This is a genomic window from Streptomyces sp. NPDC058671 (assembly GCF_042716475.1).
GTDB lineage: Bacteria > Actinomycetota > Actinomycetes > Streptomycetales > Streptomycetaceae > Streptomyces.
This window is the reverse complement of the sequence record NZ_JBHXSA010000028.1, coordinates 63,753-83,667: the sequence shown is the minus strand read 5'-3', so window position 1 is coordinate 83,667 and position 19,915 is coordinate 63,753. Positions and strand designations below refer to the sequence as shown.

Here is a 19,915-nt window from a genome sequence, read left to right as displayed (position 1 = left end):
ACCGGGGCCGAGCCATGACCAGAGCCCACCGTGCGGACGTCGTCGGCTCGTCGGAGTCACCGGCCAGAACTTCTCCCTTGCTCCAGGGCTTCCGCCGCCCGAGCGGGGGCGATACTGATCGTGGCAGTCACCCCGCCGCCCCACCGGCTCCGGACGCGAGCCGGGCGGTGGGGGCGCACCATTGACGATGTCTCCGAGGGGAGCCGTTCATGACCACGGCGAAAGACCTGTTCATCATCGCCATGGACCCGAGCCCGGACCGGGCCGTGGGACAGGGGGACCTGTCGCTCGCGCTCGCGGCAGCCGAGCTGATCGACCTCCTCGGTACGGGCGTCATCACCGTGGACGGCGACCACATCGTGCCGGGTGGGCAACCGGCATCGGACGACCGGCTCCTCGAACAGGCTGCGGCAGGGCTCACCCGGCAGCTTCCCTACGAGCGGATCGAGGACTGGCTGTGGCGCCGGGGCCGCGATCTCTCGGCCGCGTACCAGGCCGCACTGGAGGAGGACGGTGAGCTGACGCGTAGGCGCAGCGGCCGGTTGCCCTTCGGCACGGAACGCGTGGAACCGGTCGACACGCCCACTCGCCGTCGAGCAACCGACCGCTGGGACGAGAGGGAGCCCGTCCTGGCCGCGCTCGCCGCGGTCGTGGGCATCGACAGCGGACGATCCGACGAGGAGCCCGGCCTCGATGACGAGGCGGTGACGACCGTGGTGGCCGCGGCCCATGACGCGGTGATGGAGCTGGAAGCCGTACGACAGAGGCGGACCATCGAGAGCGCGGCCTTCGCGAACCTCTGGCGCGGACCGTGAGTCGGGTCCGTGGCGAAGCTGCATTGCAGGAGTGGTGTTTCGTCCTCCTGCGGGCGGGGCCGTCATCCGCCGAGCCGGATGCGGACCGGAGGCCGTTGAAGTCGCCCGACCGGGGAGAGGCGGGGCGCGGTGTCCCAGGAAGAACGTGACGCCGGACTGGGCCTCACGGGTTTGACAGGGGCAGACAGAGAAGCCCGAGTACGGCTGCTGGCAGAGCAGTTGGAGCGGAAGGCCGCTGCGGCGACAGCAGCGCTGCAAGTACGGCGGGAAGCGCCCCGAGTGTCACAGAACGCTGCAGCGGCCTTCGAATCGCCGCCGCCGGGCGGAACTCCGGAGACCTCATGAAGCACGTCGGCAGCATCTGAGGAACAGCCCGCGGCCGGCACCGCCGCGGGCCTGCGGACGACCGCAGGAGCTGCCGCGACGGCCAGGTCAACCCCGTGGCCCACGGGCCGCGCAATCGAGCAGGCACGTCCCGTATACGGACTCAGCGCGATGAGTGCGACCCAACGAGACCTACCCGACCCCCGACGGTCGTTGGACTCCCGCCGGTCGGACATGACCCCGGCTTGAACGTGATGGCCGATGCTCCTCGGCGCGCCGCCCACCGAAAGCGACAATTCATCGCATAAGGTCCGAGCTCGGCAGGTTTCCCCACGAGCGACTCATGTCGAGTCCGATGACTGGAGATATTGTGCGCAACCTTCGCAAGGCCGCTGTCGTGGCTGTCATTGTCGGGAGTGTCGGCATGTTCGGGGCGGGTATGGCTTCCGCTGCCACCGACTCCTCCTACGGGAACGGCAACGGTGCCGACCCGGCGCTGTGTCACCAGGAGATCCACCAGGGGACGGTGCAGAACGGTCTCATCAACATCGGTGATCTCGGGCTGGGTCTCCTCGGCAACGGGTCGACGCCCGCAAAGGCGAACCAGCAGATCTGCGCCAACGGTCCCGTCATCGCCGGAGCCGGAGCCGACTCCGGGTCGAACGAGAACGGCCTCCTGCTCGACCTCCTGTAAGCACCCGCGCCCGATCCCTCCCGTCGGCAGGACCGGGCGTCTGTAAGCAGGTCCCTCGGGGCGCCGCACCGGATCCGGTGCGGCGCCCCGAGGCATTGGCCTCAGGGGGTGCGTCCGCATGCTGTGGCAGGCCCCACACGTGAGAGCCGCCTCCCACCCTCATGCCCGGCTGGCCGTTCATGGCAGGCGGATCCTGGTCGAACGTGTCCTGGGGGGTCCGTCCGGTCGGGCGCGTGGCGACGGATGGCGGACCCCACGAAGACCTCCGTGCACGGTGGGGAGCCTCGACATCTCCACCACACCGGAGGTCTTCGCCGTGATCAAGAGCAGACAGCGTGAAGGCGCTCGTGATCAATACATCTAGTTCTTGCGTGCGGTCACCAGAGCGAAGGAGAGAAACTCTCCGCCGTCCGCGGTGAGCATGTCGATGACCGGCTGGTTGGCGCTCCGGCCGTCCGGCTGATGCTCGGCGCATGCCTGGGTCCACAGCAGCCAGTCCTGCCAGGCACCGTGCTGTAGCCGCGCGGACGTGACCTCCACCAGTTCGGTGATCGCCCAGTGGAAGTGCCACCACTCCGCCGTGTGCCAGGCGACCGCTTCCCAGCCCACCACGTCCTTGATGTGGGACGGGATGGCTCCGAGTTCGCGGACGTCCCGTGTCATGGCGGGGGTCGCCATGGCCAGTTGTCCACCGGGGCGGAGGAACCGGACCAGGTAGGGCAGGTAGCTGTCTGCCGTACCGAAGTACTCGAACGCGTCGACGCTCACGATGGCGTCGAAGCTCTCCTCCTCGAACGGCAAGGCGTGTGCCTCCGCTCGCACAGCCTCCACCTGATCACCGACACCCGCGTCGGCGAAGACGGCGGCCGCCTCCTCGGGGGCGATCCACAAGTCGGCCGCGACGACCCGGGCGCCGTACTCGCGGGCCAGGAACACCGACGTGGCGCCCTTGCCGGAACCGAGATCGAGAATCCGCATCCCCGGGCGCAGATCAAGGTCCTGGGCGAGGTCCTCCAGCATCCACAAAGGGTTCGGCCCCATGGCGAGGTTGAGCAACCAGCCCGGGTCATAGCGGGAGGAGCGCGGGTAGCGGTCCGGACGTACGAGATCATTCAAGGCAGTCACGAGCACGAACCCAAGCCGATCATCGCTTCAGGCACAACCCGGTTTCCTCTCACTGCTCCGACTCCCCGCCCCTGTGCAGGCGCGGCAACGGTCGATTCCGGCCCTGAAGGACTATTCGGAGGAGGGCGGACCGGCGAGAGACAGCCGGTTTCGCGGCGCCGATGGAGACCTCGCGTGAGCCGGACCGGCGTGTAGTGGCTAGGCGGCGGGCTTCTTCAGGACCTCGATCAAGCTGGTCGCGCTGTCGTCGGCGTGGCCGGCTGCTGTGCCTCGCCGGAAGATCTCCAGGACCGCCGACGGCAGCGAGGTGTCGACCCCCGCATCCCTGGCCGTCTGGAGGACATGGCCGACGCTCGCCACACCCATGGCGAGCCTTTCGATGTCTCCCGGGTATGCCCCCGCGTCGATCCGCCGGGTGTAGAAGGCCAGGAAATCCGGCATTCCCGAGATGATGGATGATGCGGACGGCAGGATCTCCTCGGCCGAGACGCCGTGGGCGTCCGCCAGTGCGAGGGCGTGCAGCCAGCCGAGCACCATCGTCCAGAACAGGTCCATCCCGACCTGGTAGTACAACGCCGCCAGCCCCGGGTCCTCGCCACGGTAGTCCGTGCCGGTAAGCACCTCCAGAGTCTCCCGATGCGCGTCGAACACCTCCTTGGGTCCGCTGTAGAAGGTGGAGAACCCGGCCTGCCCGATATCCGGGGGTGACGCCTGCACACCTCCGGTGAGGTAGCGGGCACCGCGTCCTGACGCCCACCGCGCAGCTCTGCGGGCACTCTCGGGCGTGTCCGAGCTGAGATTGACGAGGACCCGTCCGGCCAGCGCCTCGGTGGCCGACTCAAGGACGGCGTACATCGCGTGGTCGTCGGTCAGGCTGAGGATCACCAGTTCGTTCGCCGTGAGCGCGTCGTGGACCGTGGCGGCCCGGTGCACTCCCGCACCCACCAGCTCGTCCGCCTTGCCCGCCGTCCGATTCCAGACGGTGACCTGATAGCCCTTGCCGAGGAACGCGCTCGCCATCGCACGTCCCATCGGCCCGAGGCCGATGACCGTTACCTCGTGCTTGCTCATGAAACCCCTTGACATCACATCGAAGCCTGAACGTTTTTACGGGCGAGGTGTGAACGGGCCGTTCCCTCGCCGAAGAACCCGTCTCGACACCTTCGAGGCCGGATGGCCGCCGCAGCCTGCCGCGGTCGGCATGACGGTGACCGAGACCCTGGACGCATCCGCGGGAACGTGCGCCTAGGAACAGTCGTCGCCTTACGCCTTCTGTGCCGGCTTCCTGAGTACTTCGGTCAGGGCCGAGATGCTGTGGTCGCCGTGACCCGCCGCAGCCGCCCGCTCCAGCAGGTCGTGCAGGGGTGCGAGCCAGGCCATGTCGACGTTCGCCTCCTCGGCCAGTTCCGTGTCGTGGGCCGCGCCCGCGAGGAAGAGGTTCACGGAGGAGGCGGCATCGGTGTAGTCGCCTCTGTCGATCTCCGGGGCGTAGACCGGCAGCAGAGACTTGATCATGTCCAGCCACTTCCCGGCGAACCGCACCATGCTGCCTGCCTCCAGCCCACGCGCCTGAACGGCCGCGGCCCCCTGGAAGAAACCGACGAGCGCGGGCAGCAACATGGCACCCACGGCCATCTCGTACAGGGCGGCGAGGTCGGTCTCCTCTCCGAGATGGACGGTGTCGCCGCCCAGTACCTTCAGCGTCGTCTCGTACTCGTCGAACACCGCCCTGTCTCCGCTGTAGTACAACAGCGTGTCCGGCGCTCCGACGGCCTCCGGTACGTTCTTGACCGCTCCGGCCAGAAACCGGGCGCCGCGGCCGGTCGCCCAGGCAGCCATGGCGCGGGCGCCGGCGGGGGAACCGCTGTTCAAAGTGACGAGGGCCCGCCCGGACAGCGCCTCCGCGGCCGGCTCAAGGGCCGAGTGAGTGTCTTCGAAGGTGGTCAGACACGTGATGATCAGCGGGCTCGCCTCGACCGCGGCCTCCACCGCCCGGGCATGGACGGCGCCCTTGGCCACCAACGGTGCGGCCTTGGCCGGCGTGCGGTTCCACACCGTGGTCGGGTGCCCCGCGTCGGCGAACGCTCCGGCCAGCGCCCGGCCCATCGACCCCAGCCCGACGACGGTCACGGGTGTGGGGGCATCCTTGGTCATGAGTCACTCCAGTCAGCAGTCGGATGGTCGAGCAGCACGCAATCGCCGATCAGCGCGTCAGGCGCAGCTGCCGATTCCATTCTGGAAGCCCCACATACATGTGATCAAGTACCTACAATTCTGTTCGGTACCCACACTTTTGTCAGGAGGAGTTCTGATGACCAAGCGGACCTATACCTGTGGGCTCGATGCCGCCATCGCCGTCATGGGCGGTAAGTGGAAGGGGTTAATCCTGTTTTCGCTGGGTGAGGACGGGCCTTTGCGTTTCGGTGAGTTGAGGCGGGCGGTGCCCGGTATCAGCGAAAGAATGCTGATTTTGCAACTCCGGGAGATGGAGGGCAGCGGACTGGTGCACCGCGAGGTCTACCACCAGGTCCCGCCCAAGGTGGAGTACTCGCTGACGGAGTTCGGTACCTCCCTCAACGCGGCACTCGCGCCGTTGGGGGAGTGGGGTGAGGAGCATTTGGAGCGCATTGAGGCCATCCCCTAGCCGGTGTTGGTGTACTCCCGAACCTGAGACTCATCATTTCCTGTACGGAGTCAGGATCTGGGCTTTGCGTTTCCTCACAGTCACTCATGGAACCAGCACGGGTGGCGCTACGCTGCTGTGTCGTGCAGGAAACGCGTCTCGACACTGCTCGGATCCGAGCGGCTCGCCAGGTAATCGACCCGGTCTTTCTCGACACTCCGCTCTACCGCTGCGAGGCACTGGAGCCCGTCCTCGGGTGCACGTTGAGCATCAAGTTGGAAACGGCGAACCCGGTCCGCAGCTTCAAGGCCCGCGGCACCGAGGTAGTCGCGAGCCTGCTGACCGACGAGGGCTCGCGAGCCGCGGTGTGCGCGAGCGCCGGCAACCTCGGCCAGGCCCTTGCGTGGTCCGGGCGCGGCCGTGGGCTCGACGTCACAGTCGTGGCATCCCGTTCCGCGACTCGGGCCAAGCTGGATCGCATCCGTGCGTTGGGCGCCGGGTTGGAGCTGGTGGACGGAGACCACGAGATGGCGCGTGAGCGGGCGGCGGCCATGGCGCGGTACGACGGCATACGGCTGGTCGAAGACAGCCTGGACATCGAAACCTGCGAGGGCGCGGCGACCATCGGCCTGGAGCTGGTGGGCACCGAGCCGTCGTTCGATGCCGTCCTGATCGCTCTTGGCGGTGGGGCCCTGGCCACCGGTGTGGGGCATGTGATGAAGGCCCTGGCGCCCCAGGTCGAGGTGATGTGCGTCCAGCCACTGGGTGCACCGGCGATGACACACTCGTGGCGGATGCGGCGAGTGGTCACGACCGAATCGACCGACACGATCGCTGACGGCGTCGCCGGCCGACGTCCCATCCCGGCCGTCCTGGACGACTTACTCCTCGTAGTCGACGACGCCGTTCTGGTCCAGGAGGCATCGATCGTCGCCGGTATGCGGATGCTCCTCGACCACGCCGGCCTCGTTGTCGAACCGTCGGCCGCGCTCGGCGTCGCGGCGATCCTCGAAGACCGTGACCGCTTCGCCGGACGACACGTCGCCACCATCGTGTGCGGCAGCAACGTCGACGTGGACGCCTACCACCGTTGGGTCGGCCCGGCTCCCCTCCACAAGTCCTGACAAGCACGCGGACCGAGGTGGAGTCGACGTTGCTCCCCCAGCCGAAGCCGTATGGGCTTCGGCAACGGCTCGAACGGGCTGGACCAGCGCCTGGGCGAGCACCGCACCGCACGACAACGCCCCTCATCGACAGCATGCAGCGACGGCGGTGGGGTCCTGGAGGGCAGCGCTTCCAGGACCCCACGCAATCAGCGCAGAGGGCGGTCCGGGTTCGAGACCCTGAACGTGACTACGTTCTCCCCGGTCGTCCAACGGCGGAAGCCGGCCTTCTCCAGTACTCGGACTGAGGCCGGGTTCGACATTTCCACGTCGGCGGACACCGTGTGGACATCCGGCAAGGTGAGCGCGAAATCGGCGAGGGTCCGGGTGGCCTCCGAGGCATAGCCTCGGCCACGCCGGGAGACTACGATGCCGTAGCCGATCTCGAGGATCCCCTCGCCGGGCGGCCAGAACAGGCCGATGGAGCCCACCACCAGGCCGCTGTCGCGCTCGATGACCAGACGGTGGCCGTAGGGGCCGAGCCAGTCGGGATACTGCTCGAAGAGGCCCGCGACCACACGATCGCCTTCGGCGGGAAAGTCGTCCGCCCAGTGTGAGGGCCGGGTGTCGTCGAGGACCGCGACGGCCTCGCTCCCGGTCCAGGGCCGCAGGATGAGGCGCTTGGTGACCACGTCGGCGTGGACGGGGGAGGAAGAGGAAGACATGTGTCTCTCCTGGTCGTTGAAACGACCGGCCGCGCTCTGTTATCGCACGAGCCGGATGAGGGCATGCTGATGACGGCCAGCGGCAGCCATATTCATCAACCTCCTCATCCCGAGATCACGCGTCTGTCGCGCTGGCGTGAGCGTAGTAGCCCCTCCTCTGCCCGGACAACTCCTTTACGTGCCGCGGACCGGAACCCTCGCTCGCTGAAGGCTGTATCCCTTCGCGCGGCAGCTCCGGGTGCGGGCGGCACGGGGCTCAAGGGTGTTTCCGCACGATGCGCTGGCAGGGCGGGCAGGCGACGGGGTCGGGTTCGTCCAAGCGGTCGACGTTCCGCTCTTCGAACTTGTTGTCACGTGCGGTGTGCACGAGAAGCCGGGGGCGTGGTGGGTTTGCTGCTGTGCTGATCCGGCGCTCGGGACCGCACGCCACGGGGGCCCTGCCCGGCCAGGGCGGTGAAGCATCAGGCGAGGGAAGCGCCGGGCGTACCAGTCTCCGCAGGCAGAGTCCCGCCCCACCGTCCATGCGACGGGCGGGCGGCACCTTCCGAGGCGACGGGGCTGACGGGGCACGGCCTCCGCCAGACGCCTGACCGGTCACGGCATCACGCCGTCGCCTCGCGGACATCCTTTCCCTGCTCGGCGAACGCCTTGAAGTCCTGCATGTGCTGTTGCGACTGCTGACGAAAGGCGCCGGGCATCAGAAGTCCCACCAGCTTCATGAGAAAGCCGCTGAACCGGTATTCGCTCTCGCTCTCCCAGAGCGTCGTCTCCGGACCGGCTTCGGTCAGCCGGTCTCGCACGGTGCTCCACATACCCTCGCCGACGATTTCGCGGTCGAAGTGAACGACACTCGTTTTCGGGATCACGCGCAGGTCTGCCGGTTCCCGGCGTGTGATGGTCTCGGTGCACTCGATCTTCCGCCGGCCCATCTGCATCACGACCCGCGACGTGGTGCCGAGCTGCCCGTGCTCCCCGTCCAGCCGCTCGTGCAGCACCAGGCCCCGCAGCCATTGGGGCAGGAGTGCCGGGTCGGCGAGCAGTTGCGCCACCTTCTCCCGCGGCAGGGCGATCTCGGTGGAGACGGTGTATTTCATGGTGCGCATCATTTCCTTTGGGGCAACGTGCTTTTGTACTGCTCGTCGTGCTCCTCGGCTGCGGGCACCGCATTCCTGCGCCCGCGAAGTCGAGGGTAGCGCGGTACGAGGCGAATAAAGGGGCGCAGCGGGGTACCGGTGCGCGCGGGGGTGGTGCTCCCGGCCCACTGATACGAGGGGGTTTACCTCTGCATAACGCCACCCCCAAGATTCAGACCGAGCGCTGCCTGCGCACCGAGCACTATCAGGACGGCGAGGCCGAACTGGCCCCGGTCGCGGTCACCCACTGATGCAAGTACAAGGGCGGCGACGAGGAGTGGCACTACGCCGACTGTGACGTCCAGGGCACCTACCGCCCCACTTCACCTTCCGGCACCCAGTACTCCGGCCCCTACCCGCAACTGACGAATGTCCGCGACCTGGTGGGCGAGGCCTACCCGTGCGAGACCGGGACCTGGACCCTTCGCAACTACCTCACCTACTCCCTGTCCATCACCCGCGTCGGCGGCAGTGTCAGACAGCTCGGGAGCGTCGAATCCCGCAAGCAGAGCCGGCTGGACATCACGACTGCTCCTGAAACGGCGCCGGGCAGGCAGAGGCCCCAGGCGGTACCTGAGGGCTTCTGCCTGTGGTGTCGACGGGCGGATGCCCGCGCTGGTCATGCTGTGCTGCGGGCGGCATCCGCTCGGCGTGCGGCTGGACCCGGAGCTCTCACCAACGGTGCGCACCCTGCCAACGCGATCAGGTCTCTGTCCAGGTCGTCTTGGGCATGCGGCAGGCCCTCACCCGTCGACCCGTGCACATCCTGCCGACCACGCGCGAACGCGCCCTGCCCGCTGCGCACCACCCCCGCCCCGGTCCGCGCCCGCGGGCCGCGCGGGCTGGTCTGCTTGCCCTGTTACCGCACATCTCACCGCCGTCCCGCCACATGCCCGGGCCACGACGGCGAGCGGGTGTGGATCGCCCCAAAGCACGGCCGTCCGAACCTGCTGCCCATGCGGCGGTCGTGACACACGGCGTCCACGTCATCGTGGGTCAGCGGCCAGCGGGCGGCAAGGAGGTCGGTCAGGAGCCGGGCGGAGTGCAAGCGTCGAATGCAGTCCAGCACCGTCCCCGGTTGTCCGCACTCCGCCTCCGCTCCACCCATGCTGTCCGCATCCGCTGTGCACTGTTCAGCCGCCGAGCGGGGCAGGGCGCCGAGAGGGTGTCCAGTTGGGCAAGGGGGTTACAGCGGGCCGCACAGTCCGCGGACCGTGCGGAAAGCGGGTTGCCGGAGCGTGGGCACGCGTACGGGGCTCGCGGAACACAGCCGCGAGCATCTCTAGGACGACGAACACACGATCGTGCAGCAGACGTTGCTCGGGTGAGGGCGAGGCTGGACGAGATGGAGACCGTTGAGGCCTCCCGCCAGGCAGTCAGCTGTCATCCGCTCGGGAGGTCCCGTTCTTGCGGCGACGAAGACGGAGAACGATCATCATCACGACAACTGCACTGACGATGGCGATGAGCAGCCAGGTGGGCGCAATGTCTGCACCGCGGTATGCCAAGGTCTGTAGGTTGTGCGTCATGTGGGTACCCCCTTCTGTGTACGGCCGGGTTGGAAGCTGCGGGGACGGTGATCCCACAATGGTCAAGCCGTAGGCCTGCTCCGGGACGTCTAGACCATCGGTTTCACTGAGACCAGCCGGTCACCCCAGGGGAATAACCTGGCCGAACGGCCGAGGACTCTTTGCCTCGCAGGGGACTGGCGCAGCGCTTGTTGCTGAGTTGTCCTGCGCCGTGAGGGCTGTCGGCGCGGAAGTACGCCCTCGTGCCCGACCCCGTGGGTGACCTACCGTCATAGTCCTCACGTGCCCATGAGCTTTCAGTCCAATCTCCCCCTCATGCCCGCGACTCTTGAGCGAAGGGCTGAGAAGGCCATCTGCAAGGTGTCCGAGGCCAGGGTTACCAGGTTGAAGCCGACACCGTCCGCGCCACCCGATCTGGGACGGGAAGAACGCCTGGCGTCGATGTCGCACACCTCGCGGTAGTGGATCCGGGAGCAGGAGCGGATCGCCGCCGACCCGGCCTGGGCAGCCCGGAAAGTATGGCGGCGGCTGGGGCGGCAGGAGTAGCAGACACTCGCCGGGGCGTTGGGCAACCCCGACGGCGACCGGCGAATGCCGTGCGGTTTCCAGGGTCCCTTGCGTATCAACCGATACAGCGCGTTTGCCGTTCGTCCTCTTGGCCCCTGACGGATGGGCCGGAGGAGCCGCGCGGGCGCGTCGCAGGGGATCGGTCCGCGATTCCTGGTAGGACGGCAGCCGTGAACTGGAATGACAGAACGGAAGCCCAGAACCGGACCCTGGCCGAGGTGGGCGCCCTGCTCGTCGAAGCCCGCCGCAAGGCCGCGGAACTCGTACGCGCCTCGGGCGCATACCTGTCCCCCGAAGAACGCGACTGGGTCGGCCGCCCCTGCCAGGCCGAACTGGACCCCCCACCGAACCCGCATTTTTGCGGCTGCGGCGACTACGGCGGCTCAGGCGGCGAAGAACCCTGCCTCAACACCTGGATCGACTTCACGGGACCGGACTTCGGCACGGGTTCGCCCACCAGGACCTGTGAGCACACGGAATCCGAGCACGCCCAGATCTGACCAGTCAGGAGGACGCAGATGTCCGAGTCGAAGCGGAACGACAGGTCTGACGCGCAGTCGCGGATGCTGGCCGAGGCCGCTGCGCTGCTCGTCGGAGCGCAGGACAAGGCCGCGGCGATGATCCGCGAGGCGGGGTTGGAGCTGAGCCCGGCGGAGCGGAACTCGCTCGAATTCGCGTGTTCCGGAGAGCTGCCGCCTCCGCCGACCCCACACTGGTGCCGCTGCCGACGCTACAGGGGTTCGGGAGGCGACGATCCCTGCCGGACGGAGTTCCCCGACCATGGCGGCGTGGGCGGAGACCAGTGGGTGAGATGCGGGCATCCCAAGGAGACGCACGGCGTGTTCTGAGTCGCTCGTCTACCGGAACGCCGACGCCGACGCCGACGCCGACGGCTCCGGGGACGGCTCCGGGGACGGCTTCGCGCCGGAGCCGTCGACCGGAGCGGCTCCGCCGGTGAAGTCCGTCAAGGCGTGGCCCGTGTCCGACGCCGCCACCGTCGGGTTCGCCGGCAACGCGGTGGATAGGTTCGGAGACGCGGACCGGCGCGTTCGGCGGCGCATCGCGCCGGCTTCACCTCGATGCCACCACTGCCCGCGCCATCAACCTGAGCCGAGGCCACGGCCGGCCGTCGCCGGCGCTTCCGTCTTCCGCGGAGAGGGCGGGCCCGCCGGCGTTCAGGACCGGTGCCGTACGAAGCTCACATAGGCGAAGCCCTCGCCCGCGCGTGGCGCCCGGGTCCAGGACCGGGTGGTGAAGGTACAGAGCCTGCCTTGGGTCAACGCGAAGCGGGGGAGTGAGAGCCCGAGTTCGGTATGCAGGGCCTCCAACACCCGCAGTTCGTTGTCCAGCTCAGTGCTCTTCGGGCGGAACAGCCGTGCGGGGTCCAGGGCTTCCGGTATCGCGCCGGAGCGCCGGATCTCCGTACCCCGCATGGTGAAGGCGTAGAGCTCCTCGCCACGTTCGGCCACCGACACATGGAAGACCGCCGGATCGTCCGGGGACGGGCGCCTCGGATCGCACCACACCACCACCGCGCGGCCGGACGAGGAGGCGGCCGCCGCCGGAGACAGGAACCGGTCGTGCAGGTGACGGTGCGAGGGCCCGTCGAAGGCGAAGGCCCACCCTTCAGCCGTGCGGCCGACGGCGACGACGGCCCGGTCCTCCCAGAGTTCCACGCCCTCCCGCTCGTGCGGCTGGGGCGCCCGCCGGAAAGACCTCGCCAGATCGACGGGCGCGCTCAGTTCGGCGCCCTCCTCACCGATCAGGGCGGGCAGGTCGGCGGGACCGGCCCCCTCGACCCAGACGCAGCGGTAGCCTTCGAGCGGCTGTCCGTACCTGAACGGCTCCACCAGCCAGGCGAGACCCGGCGGATCGAGATCGGGCACAGGCTCGGGAGCGGGTCCCGTCTCCCCTGCCCGCGGTGTCGCGAGCGTCTCCCGTCCGCGCTCCGGAGTGAGCAGTGGCCCCAGGACCGGGTCGGCGAGCAGGCCGAGCGGGACGACCATCAGCGGCCCCGGCGGCTCCCACAGCGGCAGCGCGTCCCGGAGCACGTGCCACGCGGCGTCGGTCGCACCCCAGCGGGCCTCCTCCCGGGCGTCGGCGACGGCCCGGCCCCACGGGCCGGGAGGCGCGTACTGGTGGGTGCCGTCTCGCACGGCGCCCAGCACGGCCTCGGCGACCTCCGGGGCGGTCCCCCGCGCGACCATCATCCGCAGCCACTGCTCGTCCCCGCCCGACCACCCCCGGCCGTTCGCCTGATCCATGGCCTCCAAGGGCAGGATCTCCGGCAGGTACAGCGGGTCCGCCACCAGGTGTCCGTAGCCTTGGGAGCGGCTCGGAGCGAGCAACTGCCTGAGCTGGTTCAACAGGACGGCGCTGCGCGGCCTCCCGAAGGCGAATGCCTCTTCCAGCAGGGGCAGGGCCTCCTCGTACCGTCCACGCAGGGCAAGCAGGCGCGCCTCGTCCACGTGGGCGTCCTGGGTGCGCGTGGTCGCGTTCACGAAGTCGGGTTGCGCCGCCCGGTCGGCGTGGAAGCCGCGGTACATGGCCTCCATGTACGCGCGGAACGAGGGGTAGCGGTCGGGCACCTCACCGCTCCAGCCCTTGTAGACGTAGAGCGCCCATTCGCCGTCCTCGTCGCTGTCGCCCGGGTCGAGAAGGGCGTGCGACATGTCGGAGTCCGTCTCGAGGCGCAGTGCCCGCCGCCACATTCCGGCCAGCAGGACCTCCTGCTCGCTCGGGTTGGCGCCCGGATCCGGCTCGTACATCGAGGTCATGCCGTACGGATCCCGAAACCAGTCGATGTCCGAGGCGCCGCCGAGCCGGTGGATCGCGGCCGTCTGGTCGACGTGCCACCCATCGCTCGCGGCCAGGAACTCCCGGTACGAGGGCGGCAGCCGCCGCCCCAGGCGCTCCTCGGCCACGGCGATCGCCGCCTCGTCCGCCCCGGGCAGGCCCGGGCGGACGAGGGTCTGTTCGCCGTCCTCGTCCTCGTCCGTGTCCGAGCGCGTAACCCACTCTTCCTGCCACCGTCCCAGGAACTCGTGCCAGTTGAAAGATTCGCTACTCATGGCCGGATGATGTCATCCGGTACTGACATAGCGGCGCCCTGCCCGGAAGGGCAATGCGTGGACGGTCCGACTGCGTGGAGAGAGTAGGACAGCCGCCCCCTTACGCCCGAAAACACTCGACAGATTCTGCCGCGGGCGCACGGCCCGCTCGACTTCGCCCGTCCGGAGACGTACCCAGCGTCGTTCCCGTGCTGCATGTCCTCCGGGGTGCAGGGGAACTTCCTTTTCGCGAAGCACAAGCGCCGAGCGCGGACCAGGCAATGTGTTGAGAGCGGTCTCCCCGGCACGCTCGTCGAGTTGCAGATCATGGCGATTCGCTGTCGGAGACAGGCCGTCCAGCCGGCCGTTGCACCAGCGGGCTGATCTCGCCCGGACGGCAGGGGGGGGCGCGCCGGTGGGACCGTTCAGGAAGGGGATCGGTCAGGCGCGGGGGGCGGTGGGCAGAGCTGTGGGGTCCACTCCTGACAGTTCCACGATGCGGTGGGCCGGTACGCCGGCGGCGAGGGCCTTGTGCAGCAGGGCGTCGCGACCCTCTTCGCTGTCACGATAGGACAGCAGCTCCTGCTCGACGACCGCCACCGGATCGGTGCCGCCGGCCCGGCGCACCAGTTCCAGCTCCTCCTCGCTCAGCGGGACCGGCAGGCGCTCGACTCCGTCGGGGATCATCCCGGTCTGCTCGGGCGGCGCGATGCGCAGTGCCGGAGAGGCCGCGTCGGTGTGGTGGGCATCGAGCCAGGCCCGTACGGCCGGTGTCTGCAGGCACTCCAGCTCTCCGGTGAGGGAGACGGGCGTGCCCTGCCAGCCTGAGCCAGGGACGGTGTCGGCGAGGAAGAGGTAGGCGTCGTCGGTCATGGTGGATCACTTTCCAAAGTCTGTCGTGCCGTTGTTGTGCTCCCGCCTACCCGCTTTCGCCCCGCCCTAGCCGACCTCGTACTGGACCGGGTCGACCTGCTCGGTCTGGATGAAGGCGACGATCCCGATCGCCTTCGCGGTCGGCAGCGGCATCCCCGCGAGGACCTCATCGGTGGTCGCCTTGACATGGTCCTTGCCGGCCTCGAACCACTGAAGCAGACGTGCCGCCCGTACCGGCGTGAACGTCGATCAGACGTCTGGCGGCGTGACGTGTCGATCTTCCCCTTTGCCCGTGGGCGACCTGTCGGTGGATCACCTGCCCGTGGGTGACCTGTCAGTGGATCACCTGTCCGTGCAGGACCTGCCCCGTGCGCGGCCGTCGGGGCAAGCTCCACCGGCGCTGCGGCGGCTGCCCGGCTCGCGGACGCCCTTCAGCGGACCGCCGCCCCGTCCCAGGGGCGGCCACGCCTCCCCGGTACCGATGGACCGCCGACTTGCCTACTGGGAAAGTCAGGGGCTACTTTCCCCACAGGAAAGTAATCGGGGGTGGAGGGCGATGACCGTGAGCACGTCGGTGGATGCCGAACAGGCATGGAAGGATCTCCAGCGCATCCGAGTGCCGCAGGAGCGGGTGGACGACGAGTTCGAGCGCTCCGCGTCCGGCGGACGCGGCGTGACCTACGGCACGGCCGCACTCATGTGGATGTTCCTTGCCGGCGTCGGCATGGAACTTCCCGGGTGGGGTGTCGGACTGTTCGTGGCCGCGTACGTCTGCCTGCTGAGCGTGCTGATCGTGATGAGCAGCCGCAGGAGCCGGATGCAACTGCACCACACCCGCTGCCCCGGGCGCATGTGGGCCGCGTTCGGTGCGGTGGCGGTGCTGGTCGGCGGGGCGATCGTGCTGGCGGACCACCTCACCGAACCGCTGGAACCGGTCTACGCCGGCCTCATCCAGGCCACGGCCGGAGTGGCCGTGTACCTGCTCTCCCTGGCCCCCGCCAACCGCTGGGCGGCCGACGCCGTGCGGAGCGGCGGCGTTCCGGCGGACGACGAGGATGCGGGCCGATGAGCACCCCCGCCGGCTTCGACGAGCTGATCCACCCCTCCACCCGACTGTCGGTGGTCGCGCTGCTCGCCGTCACCGAGTGGGCGGACTTCGCGTTCGTCCGCGACAGCCTCTCGCTCAGCGACTCCGCGCTCTCCAAGCAGCTCCACACCTTGGAAGGGGCCGGATACCTGGAGATGCAGAAGGAGGGCGGAGGCCGCAACCGCCGTACGAAGGTACGGCTGACAGACCGCGGTCGCACCGCCTTCGAAGGACACGTGGCGGCACTCCGCGCCATCGTCGACAGCGCCGCACCCGCGACCGGGGCGGCACAACAGCAGCCCCACGCGGAGGCGGGCCGATGACGACGGTCGAGCGCACCGACGGCCCGCTCGCGATCCAGGTACGCGATCTGACCATGGCGTACGGCGATGTCGACGTCCTGCGCGGCGTCGATCTGGACATCCACCGTGGCGAGGTCTTCGCGCTGCTCGGGCCCAACGGCGCGGGGAAGACCACCACCGTCGAGATCCTGGAAGGCTTCCGGAAGCGCTCCGGCGGTGAGGTGAGCGTCCTCGGGACGGACCCCGAGCGGGGCGGCGACGCGTGGCGAGGCCGGATCGGCCTGGTCCTGCAGTCCTGGCGCGACCACCGCCGCTGGCGGGTCGCCGAGCTGCTGACCCACTTCGCGACCTACTATCCCGACCCGCGCGACCCGGCCGAACTGCTCTCCCTCGTCGGCCTCACCGACCAGGCCGGCCGCCAGGTGGACCGGCTGTCCGGTGGCCAGCGCCGGCGCCTCGACGTCGCGCTCGGCATCGTCGGCCGCCCCGAACTCCTCTTCCTCGACGAGCCGACCACCGGCTTCGACCCGCAGGCGCGGCACGAGTTCCACATCCTGGTCGAACGGCTGGCCCGCGACGAGGGCGTCACCGTCCTGCTCACCACCCACGACCTGGCGGAGGCCGAGCGCCTCGCCGACCGCATCGCCATGCTGGTCGGCGGCCGGATCCGGGCCTGCGGCACACCGGTGGACCTTGCCCGGAGGGCCGCCGCCCAGGCCGAGGTCCGCTGGACGTCCGACGACGGGACGCCCCGCCGCGAACGCACGGAAGACCCCTCACGGCTGGTCTGGGAACTCCACCGGAACGCGGACGGCCCCATCGCCGACCTGGAGGTCCGCCGCCCGACGCTGGAGGACACCTACCTGCACATGGTGCACCGGGAGGCCGACGGAACTGACGGTACGGACGGCACCGGCGGCACGGACATGGACGCGGACCGGAAAGCACCGGCCGCATGAGGGGGCACACATGGCGGACATGACGAGCAGGACGATCAGCGCGATCGGGACGAACAGTTGGCGTGCCGGGCTCCAGCGCGGCGGAATCGAGCTGCGGCACCTCCTGCGCAACGGCAAGGAGATGTCCGGCCACCTGACCAACGTGGTCGTCGCGTTGCTCGTCGCCGGCTACCTCAGCGACGACGTGCCCGGGACCCGAACCCCGATGACCCATCTGGTGCTGGCGGGCTTCGCCGCCTACCTGCTGTTCCAGGTCGGGCTGATCAACCTCCCGCAGATCCTCGTGACCGAGCGGGAGGAGGGCACCTTGCTGCGATTGCGCGCCACGCCCGGCGGCATCACGGCCTACCTCGTCGCCAAGTCCTTGCTGGTGGTCGTCCTGGCGGTCGGCACCCTTGCGCTGCTCCTGGCCGCCGGGGCGCTGCTGGTCGACGGACCGCTGCCGCACGGGCCGGGCGACTGGCTGACGCTGATGTGGGTCACCGCACTCGGGCTGCTCGCCGTCGTACCGCTCGGCGCGGCCATAGGCGCCGTACTGCCCAACCCCCGCGAGGCTCTGGCGTTGGTCATGCTGCCGACGATGGGACTCCTGCTGACCTCGGGAACGGTGTTCCCGATCACCGCCCTGCCCGTGCCGGTCCAGCAGGTGGCCGCGGTCTTTCCACTGAAGTGGATGGCGCAGGGACTGCGTTCGGCGCTGCTCCCGGACTCGGCACGGACCGCCGAGGCGGCCGGCTCCTGGGAACTGCCCATGGTCGCCCTGGTCCTCATGGCGTGGGCGGTCCTCGGGTTCCTCCTCGCGGTACCGCTCCTGCGCCGCGCCGCCCGCCGCGAGTCCGGCTCGCGGCTGACCGCCCGCCAGCGCAGGGCGGCACAGAGCGGGGCACCGGTCGCCTAGAACGTGCCTTTCTGATGGGCTGATCAGTTGATGATCGGATGTCTCTGTCCGGTCAGTGACCGCTGAAGCAAGGACCGGATCGAGCCGCAGATGCCGACCGATCCGGTCCATGGACGAAGTGGCCGGCCGCCGGCGAACCCTGGAAGCCATCGGGCGGAAGTGCCGCATCTGCTCGCCTCGGCGTGACCCGCCGGAGGAGTTCGGGTCTTTCAGCCGCGGCGCCCCATACGGTCACTCGCCTGGTCGCCGCGCTCGTCATCGCCATCGTCATCGCCGTGCAGATCCAGGTGTGGACGGCCTCCCTGCCCGCGGCAGGCCGGGGGGCGGTCGACTCACGCGAGCGGCTGGGCACCGGTGTGTGCTGCGGGTCGCTCCGTACGCACTCTGCACCCCCCTGCGTGTACCTGCACTGCGAGGGCGTGCACTTCCGCGGGCAGCGCGTCGTGGAACGCTCGCACTCTGGCGTGTTCTGATATCCCTCTCGCGCCCAGCGCCCCGCCCGCACGGGATCACCGAGCGCGCCTGATCCCCTTGTCCGTACAACGCTCGGGTACTGACTCCTGCTCCGGTTGGGTGTCGGCCCGGCCAGAGGGAGCGGGGCGTGAATCCCTCCTTCGTAGTGATCGCCCTTGTGTCATCTCGGCGAACCACCACGTACCCGCCACCACGCACCCCAGCAGCAATCCGTTCCCTATGGCCGTCGGCCAAGGAGCGTGCTCCGCCCAGCGCCCCATGGCGGTCAGCGCCCCGCAGCTGACCAGCAGGACGCATGCAACCCTTACACGTCGATGTCTGAACATGTCGGCCCGGCTACCCGAGGCAGCAGCGCTCACACCGCTCCCGCGCACCCGAGTGGGAGGAGGGGGCACCTTGTCTGCACTGTCGGCCCGACGCGTAGGGGCAACCCGCGGGGACAGCGTAAGAACTGGACACAAAGCCCAGCCCGGAGACACCGAGCGCGGGAACGTAGGGGAGTCGATGACGCCTCGGCATTCTCAGGACGGTACCGGCGTACCAGTCGGGCTTCTGGGGGTCAGGCCAAGGCATCCATATTTCCGCAGGAATGTGCGGTGCGCGGTCGGGAACGGGGCACGCAACGGATGCAGGACTGCAGGACAACCGATCCGCTTCGATTGACCAGGAGAACCTTGAGCGCCAGCGCGATCAGTCTCGGGCGGGGCGAGCTCGGCGGGGGAGTGGATCTCGTCCGCAGTGCAGCGCGCCGTTTCCCGCGGTGAGGTTTACGTAGCTCCTCAACGGCGCCGGCAGGTGATCAACGGGATCTTGTTCCGGGTCCGCACCAGATTGCCGTGGCGTGATCTGCCCGAGCGTTTCGGAGGCGGGAAGACCGTCTACGAGCGGCATCGGTACTGGTCCGCGGACGGGACCTGGAACAGGATCCTCCATGCGGTCCTGGCCGACGCCGATACCCGCGGCCGGGTGGACGGGAGCATGGTCAGCGTCGACTCGACCTCGTGCCGGGCCCACCAGCCACGGCCGGGGCCCCACGGAGAACGCTGCGAGTCCCGAAAAGTGATCGACGCCTCGGCAGCACCGCCGAAAGACTCGGACGCTCCCGGGGCGGCCTGACCTGCAAGATCCGCCTTGCCGACGAAGGCGGACGCCGGCTTCTGGCCCTGCTGATCACGCCCGGCCAGTGCAGCGACAGCCCGCAGCTGATCCCCGTGCTCAACCGGATCCGGGTCAAGCGGCCCGGCGGCGGGCACCCGCGCACCCGCCCCCACCACGTCGGCGCCGGCGTCGATGGGGCCTACAGCTCCAGCCGGAACCGGCGTCATCCGCGCAGACGCCAGATCAAACACACCAGCCCCGAGCCGAAGGACCGGAGAACCAACCGCCGACGTGGAGGCAGCCGAAGCGGCAGACCGGCCGGGTTCGGCCGGTAGACGTACAAACGCCGCACGATCAGCGCCGCCCCGGGCCGGGGCTCCTCAGCTATCCCCTGAGCCTTGTACTTGGCCAGAGCCGTCCGAGGGTGGTGCCCCGCCGATCTGTTCGGTTGCAGCATCATGGGTTTCCCGCTACTCCACAGCGCGGTCGATGAGTTTGTGGCTCCCGGCCGGTCCAAGCTCGTGACACCCAGGAAA

Annotated in this window: 17 protein-coding genes and 1 pseudogene; 11 read left to right on the top strand and 7 right to left on the bottom strand. The window is 69.1% G+C overall.

Features of this window, described 5'->3' with window-relative positions; translation table 11 throughout:
* Positions 1-209: 209 nt before the first annotated feature.
* Together ACFWV2_RS28610 and ACFWV2_RS28605 are read left to right on the top strand one after the other, a co-directional pair.
* Positions 210-815: a GPP34 family phosphoprotein gene (locus ACFWV2_RS28610; protein ID WP_384409205.1), complete on the top strand. Its 606-nt coding sequence runs from the start codon at positions 210-212 to the stop codon at positions 813-815.
* Between the two features lie 763 nt (positions 816-1,578).
* Positions 1,579-1,833: a hypothetical protein gene (locus ACFWV2_RS28605; protein ID WP_384409203.1), complete on the top strand. Its 255-nt coding sequence runs from the start codon at positions 1,579-1,581 to the stop codon at positions 1,831-1,833.
* 360 nt (positions 1,834-2,193) lie between these two features.
* Here ACFWV2_RS28605 and ACFWV2_RS28600 read toward each other — a convergent pair whose 3' ends face one another.
* The 3 genes from ACFWV2_RS28600 to ACFWV2_RS28590 all read right to left on the bottom strand — a co-directional run bounded on the left by ACFWV2_RS28600 (position 2,194) and on the right by ACFWV2_RS28590 (position 5,112).
* Positions 2,194-2,958 carry an SAM-dependent methyltransferase gene (locus ACFWV2_RS28600; RefSeq protein WP_384409201.1) on the bottom strand — a complete coding sequence of 255 codons (765 nt, stop codon included), beginning with the start codon at positions 2,956-2,958 and terminating at the stop codon, positions 2,194-2,196.
* 198 nt (positions 2,959-3,156) lie between these two features.
* Positions 3,157-4,029, bottom strand: coding sequence for an NAD(P)-dependent oxidoreductase (locus tag ACFWV2_RS28595; RefSeq protein WP_384409199.1), 873 nt, complete (start codon positions 4,027-4,029; stop codon positions 3,157-3,159).
* 192 nt (positions 4,030-4,221) lie between these two features.
* A complete protein-coding gene (locus ACFWV2_RS28590; RefSeq protein ID WP_384409197.1) occupies positions 4,222-5,112 on the bottom strand; it encodes an NAD(P)-dependent oxidoreductase in 891 nt (296 codons plus the stop codon).
* A gap of 157 nt (positions 5,113-5,269) precedes the next feature.
* Between ACFWV2_RS28590 and ACFWV2_RS28585 the strand changes: the two genes are divergently transcribed.
* Together ACFWV2_RS28585 and ACFWV2_RS28580 are read left to right on the top strand one after the other, a co-directional pair.
* Positions 5,270-5,602 carry a winged helix-turn-helix transcriptional regulator gene (locus ACFWV2_RS28585; RefSeq protein WP_384409195.1) on the top strand — a complete coding sequence of 111 codons (333 nt, stop codon included), beginning with the start codon at positions 5,270-5,272 and terminating at the stop codon, positions 5,600-5,602.
* 122 nt (positions 5,603-5,724) lie between these two features.
* The gene (locus ACFWV2_RS28580) at positions 5,725-6,705 is read left to right on the top strand and encodes a threonine/serine dehydratase (protein WP_384409193.1); all 981 of its coding nucleotides are present in this window, start codon (positions 5,725-5,727) and stop codon (positions 6,703-6,705) included.
* Positions 6,706-6,893: 188 nt separating this feature from the next.
* Here the strand turns inward: ACFWV2_RS28580 and ACFWV2_RS28575 are convergent, their stop codons facing one another.
* Positions 6,894-7,409, bottom strand: a complete 516-nt coding sequence (locus tag ACFWV2_RS28575; protein ID WP_384409191.1) for a GNAT family N-acetyltransferase — start codon at positions 7,407-7,409, stop codon at positions 6,894-6,896.
* A 602-nt stretch (positions 7,410-8,011) separates the two neighbouring features.
* Positions 8,012-8,503 (bottom strand): SRPBCC family protein, encoded by a 492-nt coding sequence (locus tag ACFWV2_RS28570; RefSeq protein ID WP_384409189.1) that lies wholly within the window; start codon positions 8,501-8,503, stop codon positions 8,012-8,014.
* Between the two features lie 2,305 nt (positions 8,504-10,808).
* Here ACFWV2_RS28570 and ACFWV2_RS28565 point away from each other — a divergent pair.
* Complete coding sequence (locus ACFWV2_RS28565) at positions 10,809-11,138, top strand: DUF6422 family protein (RefSeq protein WP_384409187.1); 330 nt, start codon at positions 10,809-10,811, stop codon at positions 11,136-11,138.
* Between the two features lie 18 nt (positions 11,139-11,156).
* The gene (locus ACFWV2_RS28560) at positions 11,157-11,486 is read left to right on the top strand and encodes a hypothetical protein (RefSeq protein WP_384409185.1); all 330 of its coding nucleotides are present in this window, start codon (positions 11,157-11,159) and stop codon (positions 11,484-11,486) included.
* 327 nt (positions 11,487-11,813) lie between these two features.
* Here the strand turns inward: ACFWV2_RS28560 and ACFWV2_RS28555 are convergent, their stop codons facing one another.
* Positions 11,814-13,709, bottom strand: coding sequence for an SMI1/KNR4 family protein (locus ACFWV2_RS28555; RefSeq protein WP_384409183.1), 1,896 nt, complete (start codon positions 13,707-13,709; stop codon positions 11,814-11,816).
* Positions 13,710-14,129: 420 nt separating this feature from the next.
* Positions 14,130-14,561 (bottom strand): DUF6003 family protein, encoded by a 432-nt coding sequence (locus ACFWV2_RS28550; protein ID WP_384409181.1) that lies wholly within the window; start codon positions 14,559-14,561, stop codon positions 14,130-14,132.
* 556 nt (positions 14,562-15,117) lie between these two features.
* Between ACFWV2_RS28550 and ACFWV2_RS28545 the strand changes: the two genes are divergently transcribed.
* From ACFWV2_RS28545 to ACFWV2_RS28525, 5 genes and pseudogenes are all read left to right on the top strand, one after another.
* Entirely contained in the window at positions 15,118-15,630 is a 513-nt protein-coding gene (locus tag ACFWV2_RS28545; protein WP_384409179.1) for a hypothetical protein, read from the top strand.
* Entirely contained in the window at positions 15,627-15,971 is a 345-nt protein-coding gene (locus ACFWV2_RS28540) for a transcriptional regulator (protein WP_384409177.1), read from the top strand. Before ACFWV2_RS28545 ends, ACFWV2_RS28540 begins: the two co-directional genes overlap by 4 nt.
* Positions 15,968-16,909, top strand: a complete 942-nt coding sequence (locus tag ACFWV2_RS28535; protein WP_384409175.1) for an ABC transporter ATP-binding protein — start codon at positions 15,968-15,970, stop codon at positions 16,907-16,909. The genes ACFWV2_RS28540 and ACFWV2_RS28535 overlap by 4 nt, the downstream gene beginning before the upstream one ends.
* 10 nt (positions 16,910-16,919) lie before the next feature.
* Positions 16,920-17,807: an ABC transporter permease gene (locus ACFWV2_RS28530; RefSeq protein WP_384409173.1), complete on the top strand. Its 888-nt coding sequence runs from the start codon at positions 16,920-16,922 to the stop codon at positions 17,805-17,807.
* A gap of 1,163 nt (positions 17,808-18,970) precedes the next feature.
* Positions 18,971-19,711: pseudogene (locus ACFWV2_RS28525) on the top strand (IS5 family transposase); the annotation flags it as partial.
* Positions 19,712-19,915 lie beyond the last annotated feature (204 nt).

Bases quoted from the DNA above. Each gene is read 5' to 3' on its own strand.
- ACFWV2_RS28610 (WP_384409205.1), top strand. From the start codon at position 210: ATGACCACGGCGAAAGACCTGTTCATCATCGCCATGGACCCGAGCCCG.
- ACFWV2_RS28605 (WP_384409203.1), top strand. From the start codon at position 1,579: ATGGCTTCCGCTGCCACCGACTCCTCCTACGGGAACGGCAACGGTGCC.
- ACFWV2_RS28595 (WP_384409199.1), bottom strand. From the start codon at position 4,029: ATGAGCAAGCACGAGGTAACGGTCATCGGCCTCGGGCCGATGGGACGT.
- ACFWV2_RS28590 (WP_384409197.1), bottom strand. From the start codon at position 5,112: ATGACCAAGGATGCCCCCACACCCGTGACCGTCGTCGGGCTGGGGTCG.
- ACFWV2_RS28585 (WP_384409195.1), top strand. From the start codon at position 5,270: ATGACCAAGCGGACCTATACCTGTGGGCTCGATGCCGCCATCGCCGTC.
- ACFWV2_RS28575 (WP_384409191.1), bottom strand. From the start codon at position 7,409: ATGTCTTCCTCTTCCTCCCCCGTCCACGCCGACGTGGTCACCAAGCGC.
- ACFWV2_RS28570 (WP_384409189.1), bottom strand. From the start codon at position 8,503: ATGAAATACACCGTCTCCACCGAGATCGCCCTGCCGCGGGAGAAGGTG.
- ACFWV2_RS28560 (WP_384409185.1), top strand. From the start codon at position 11,157: ATGTCCGAGTCGAAGCGGAACGACAGGTCTGACGCGCAGTCGCGGATG.
- ACFWV2_RS28555 (WP_384409183.1), bottom strand. From the start codon at position 13,709: ATGAGTAGCGAATCTTTCAACTGGCACGAGTTCCTGGGACGGTGGCAG.
- ACFWV2_RS28550 (WP_384409181.1), bottom strand. From the start codon at position 14,561: ATGACCGACGACGCCTACCTCTTCCTCGCCGACACCGTCCCTGGCTCA.
- ACFWV2_RS28545 (WP_384409179.1), top strand. From the start codon at position 15,118: ATGACCGTGAGCACGTCGGTGGATGCCGAACAGGCATGGAAGGATCTC.
- ACFWV2_RS28540 (WP_384409177.1), top strand. From the start codon at position 15,627: ATGAGCACCCCCGCCGGCTTCGACGAGCTGATCCACCCCTCCACCCGA.
- ACFWV2_RS28535 (WP_384409175.1), top strand. From the start codon at position 15,968: ATGACGACGGTCGAGCGCACCGACGGCCCGCTCGCGATCCAGGTACGC.
- ACFWV2_RS28530 (WP_384409173.1), top strand. From the start codon at position 16,920: ATGGCGGACATGACGAGCAGGACGATCAGCGCGATCGGGACGAACAGT.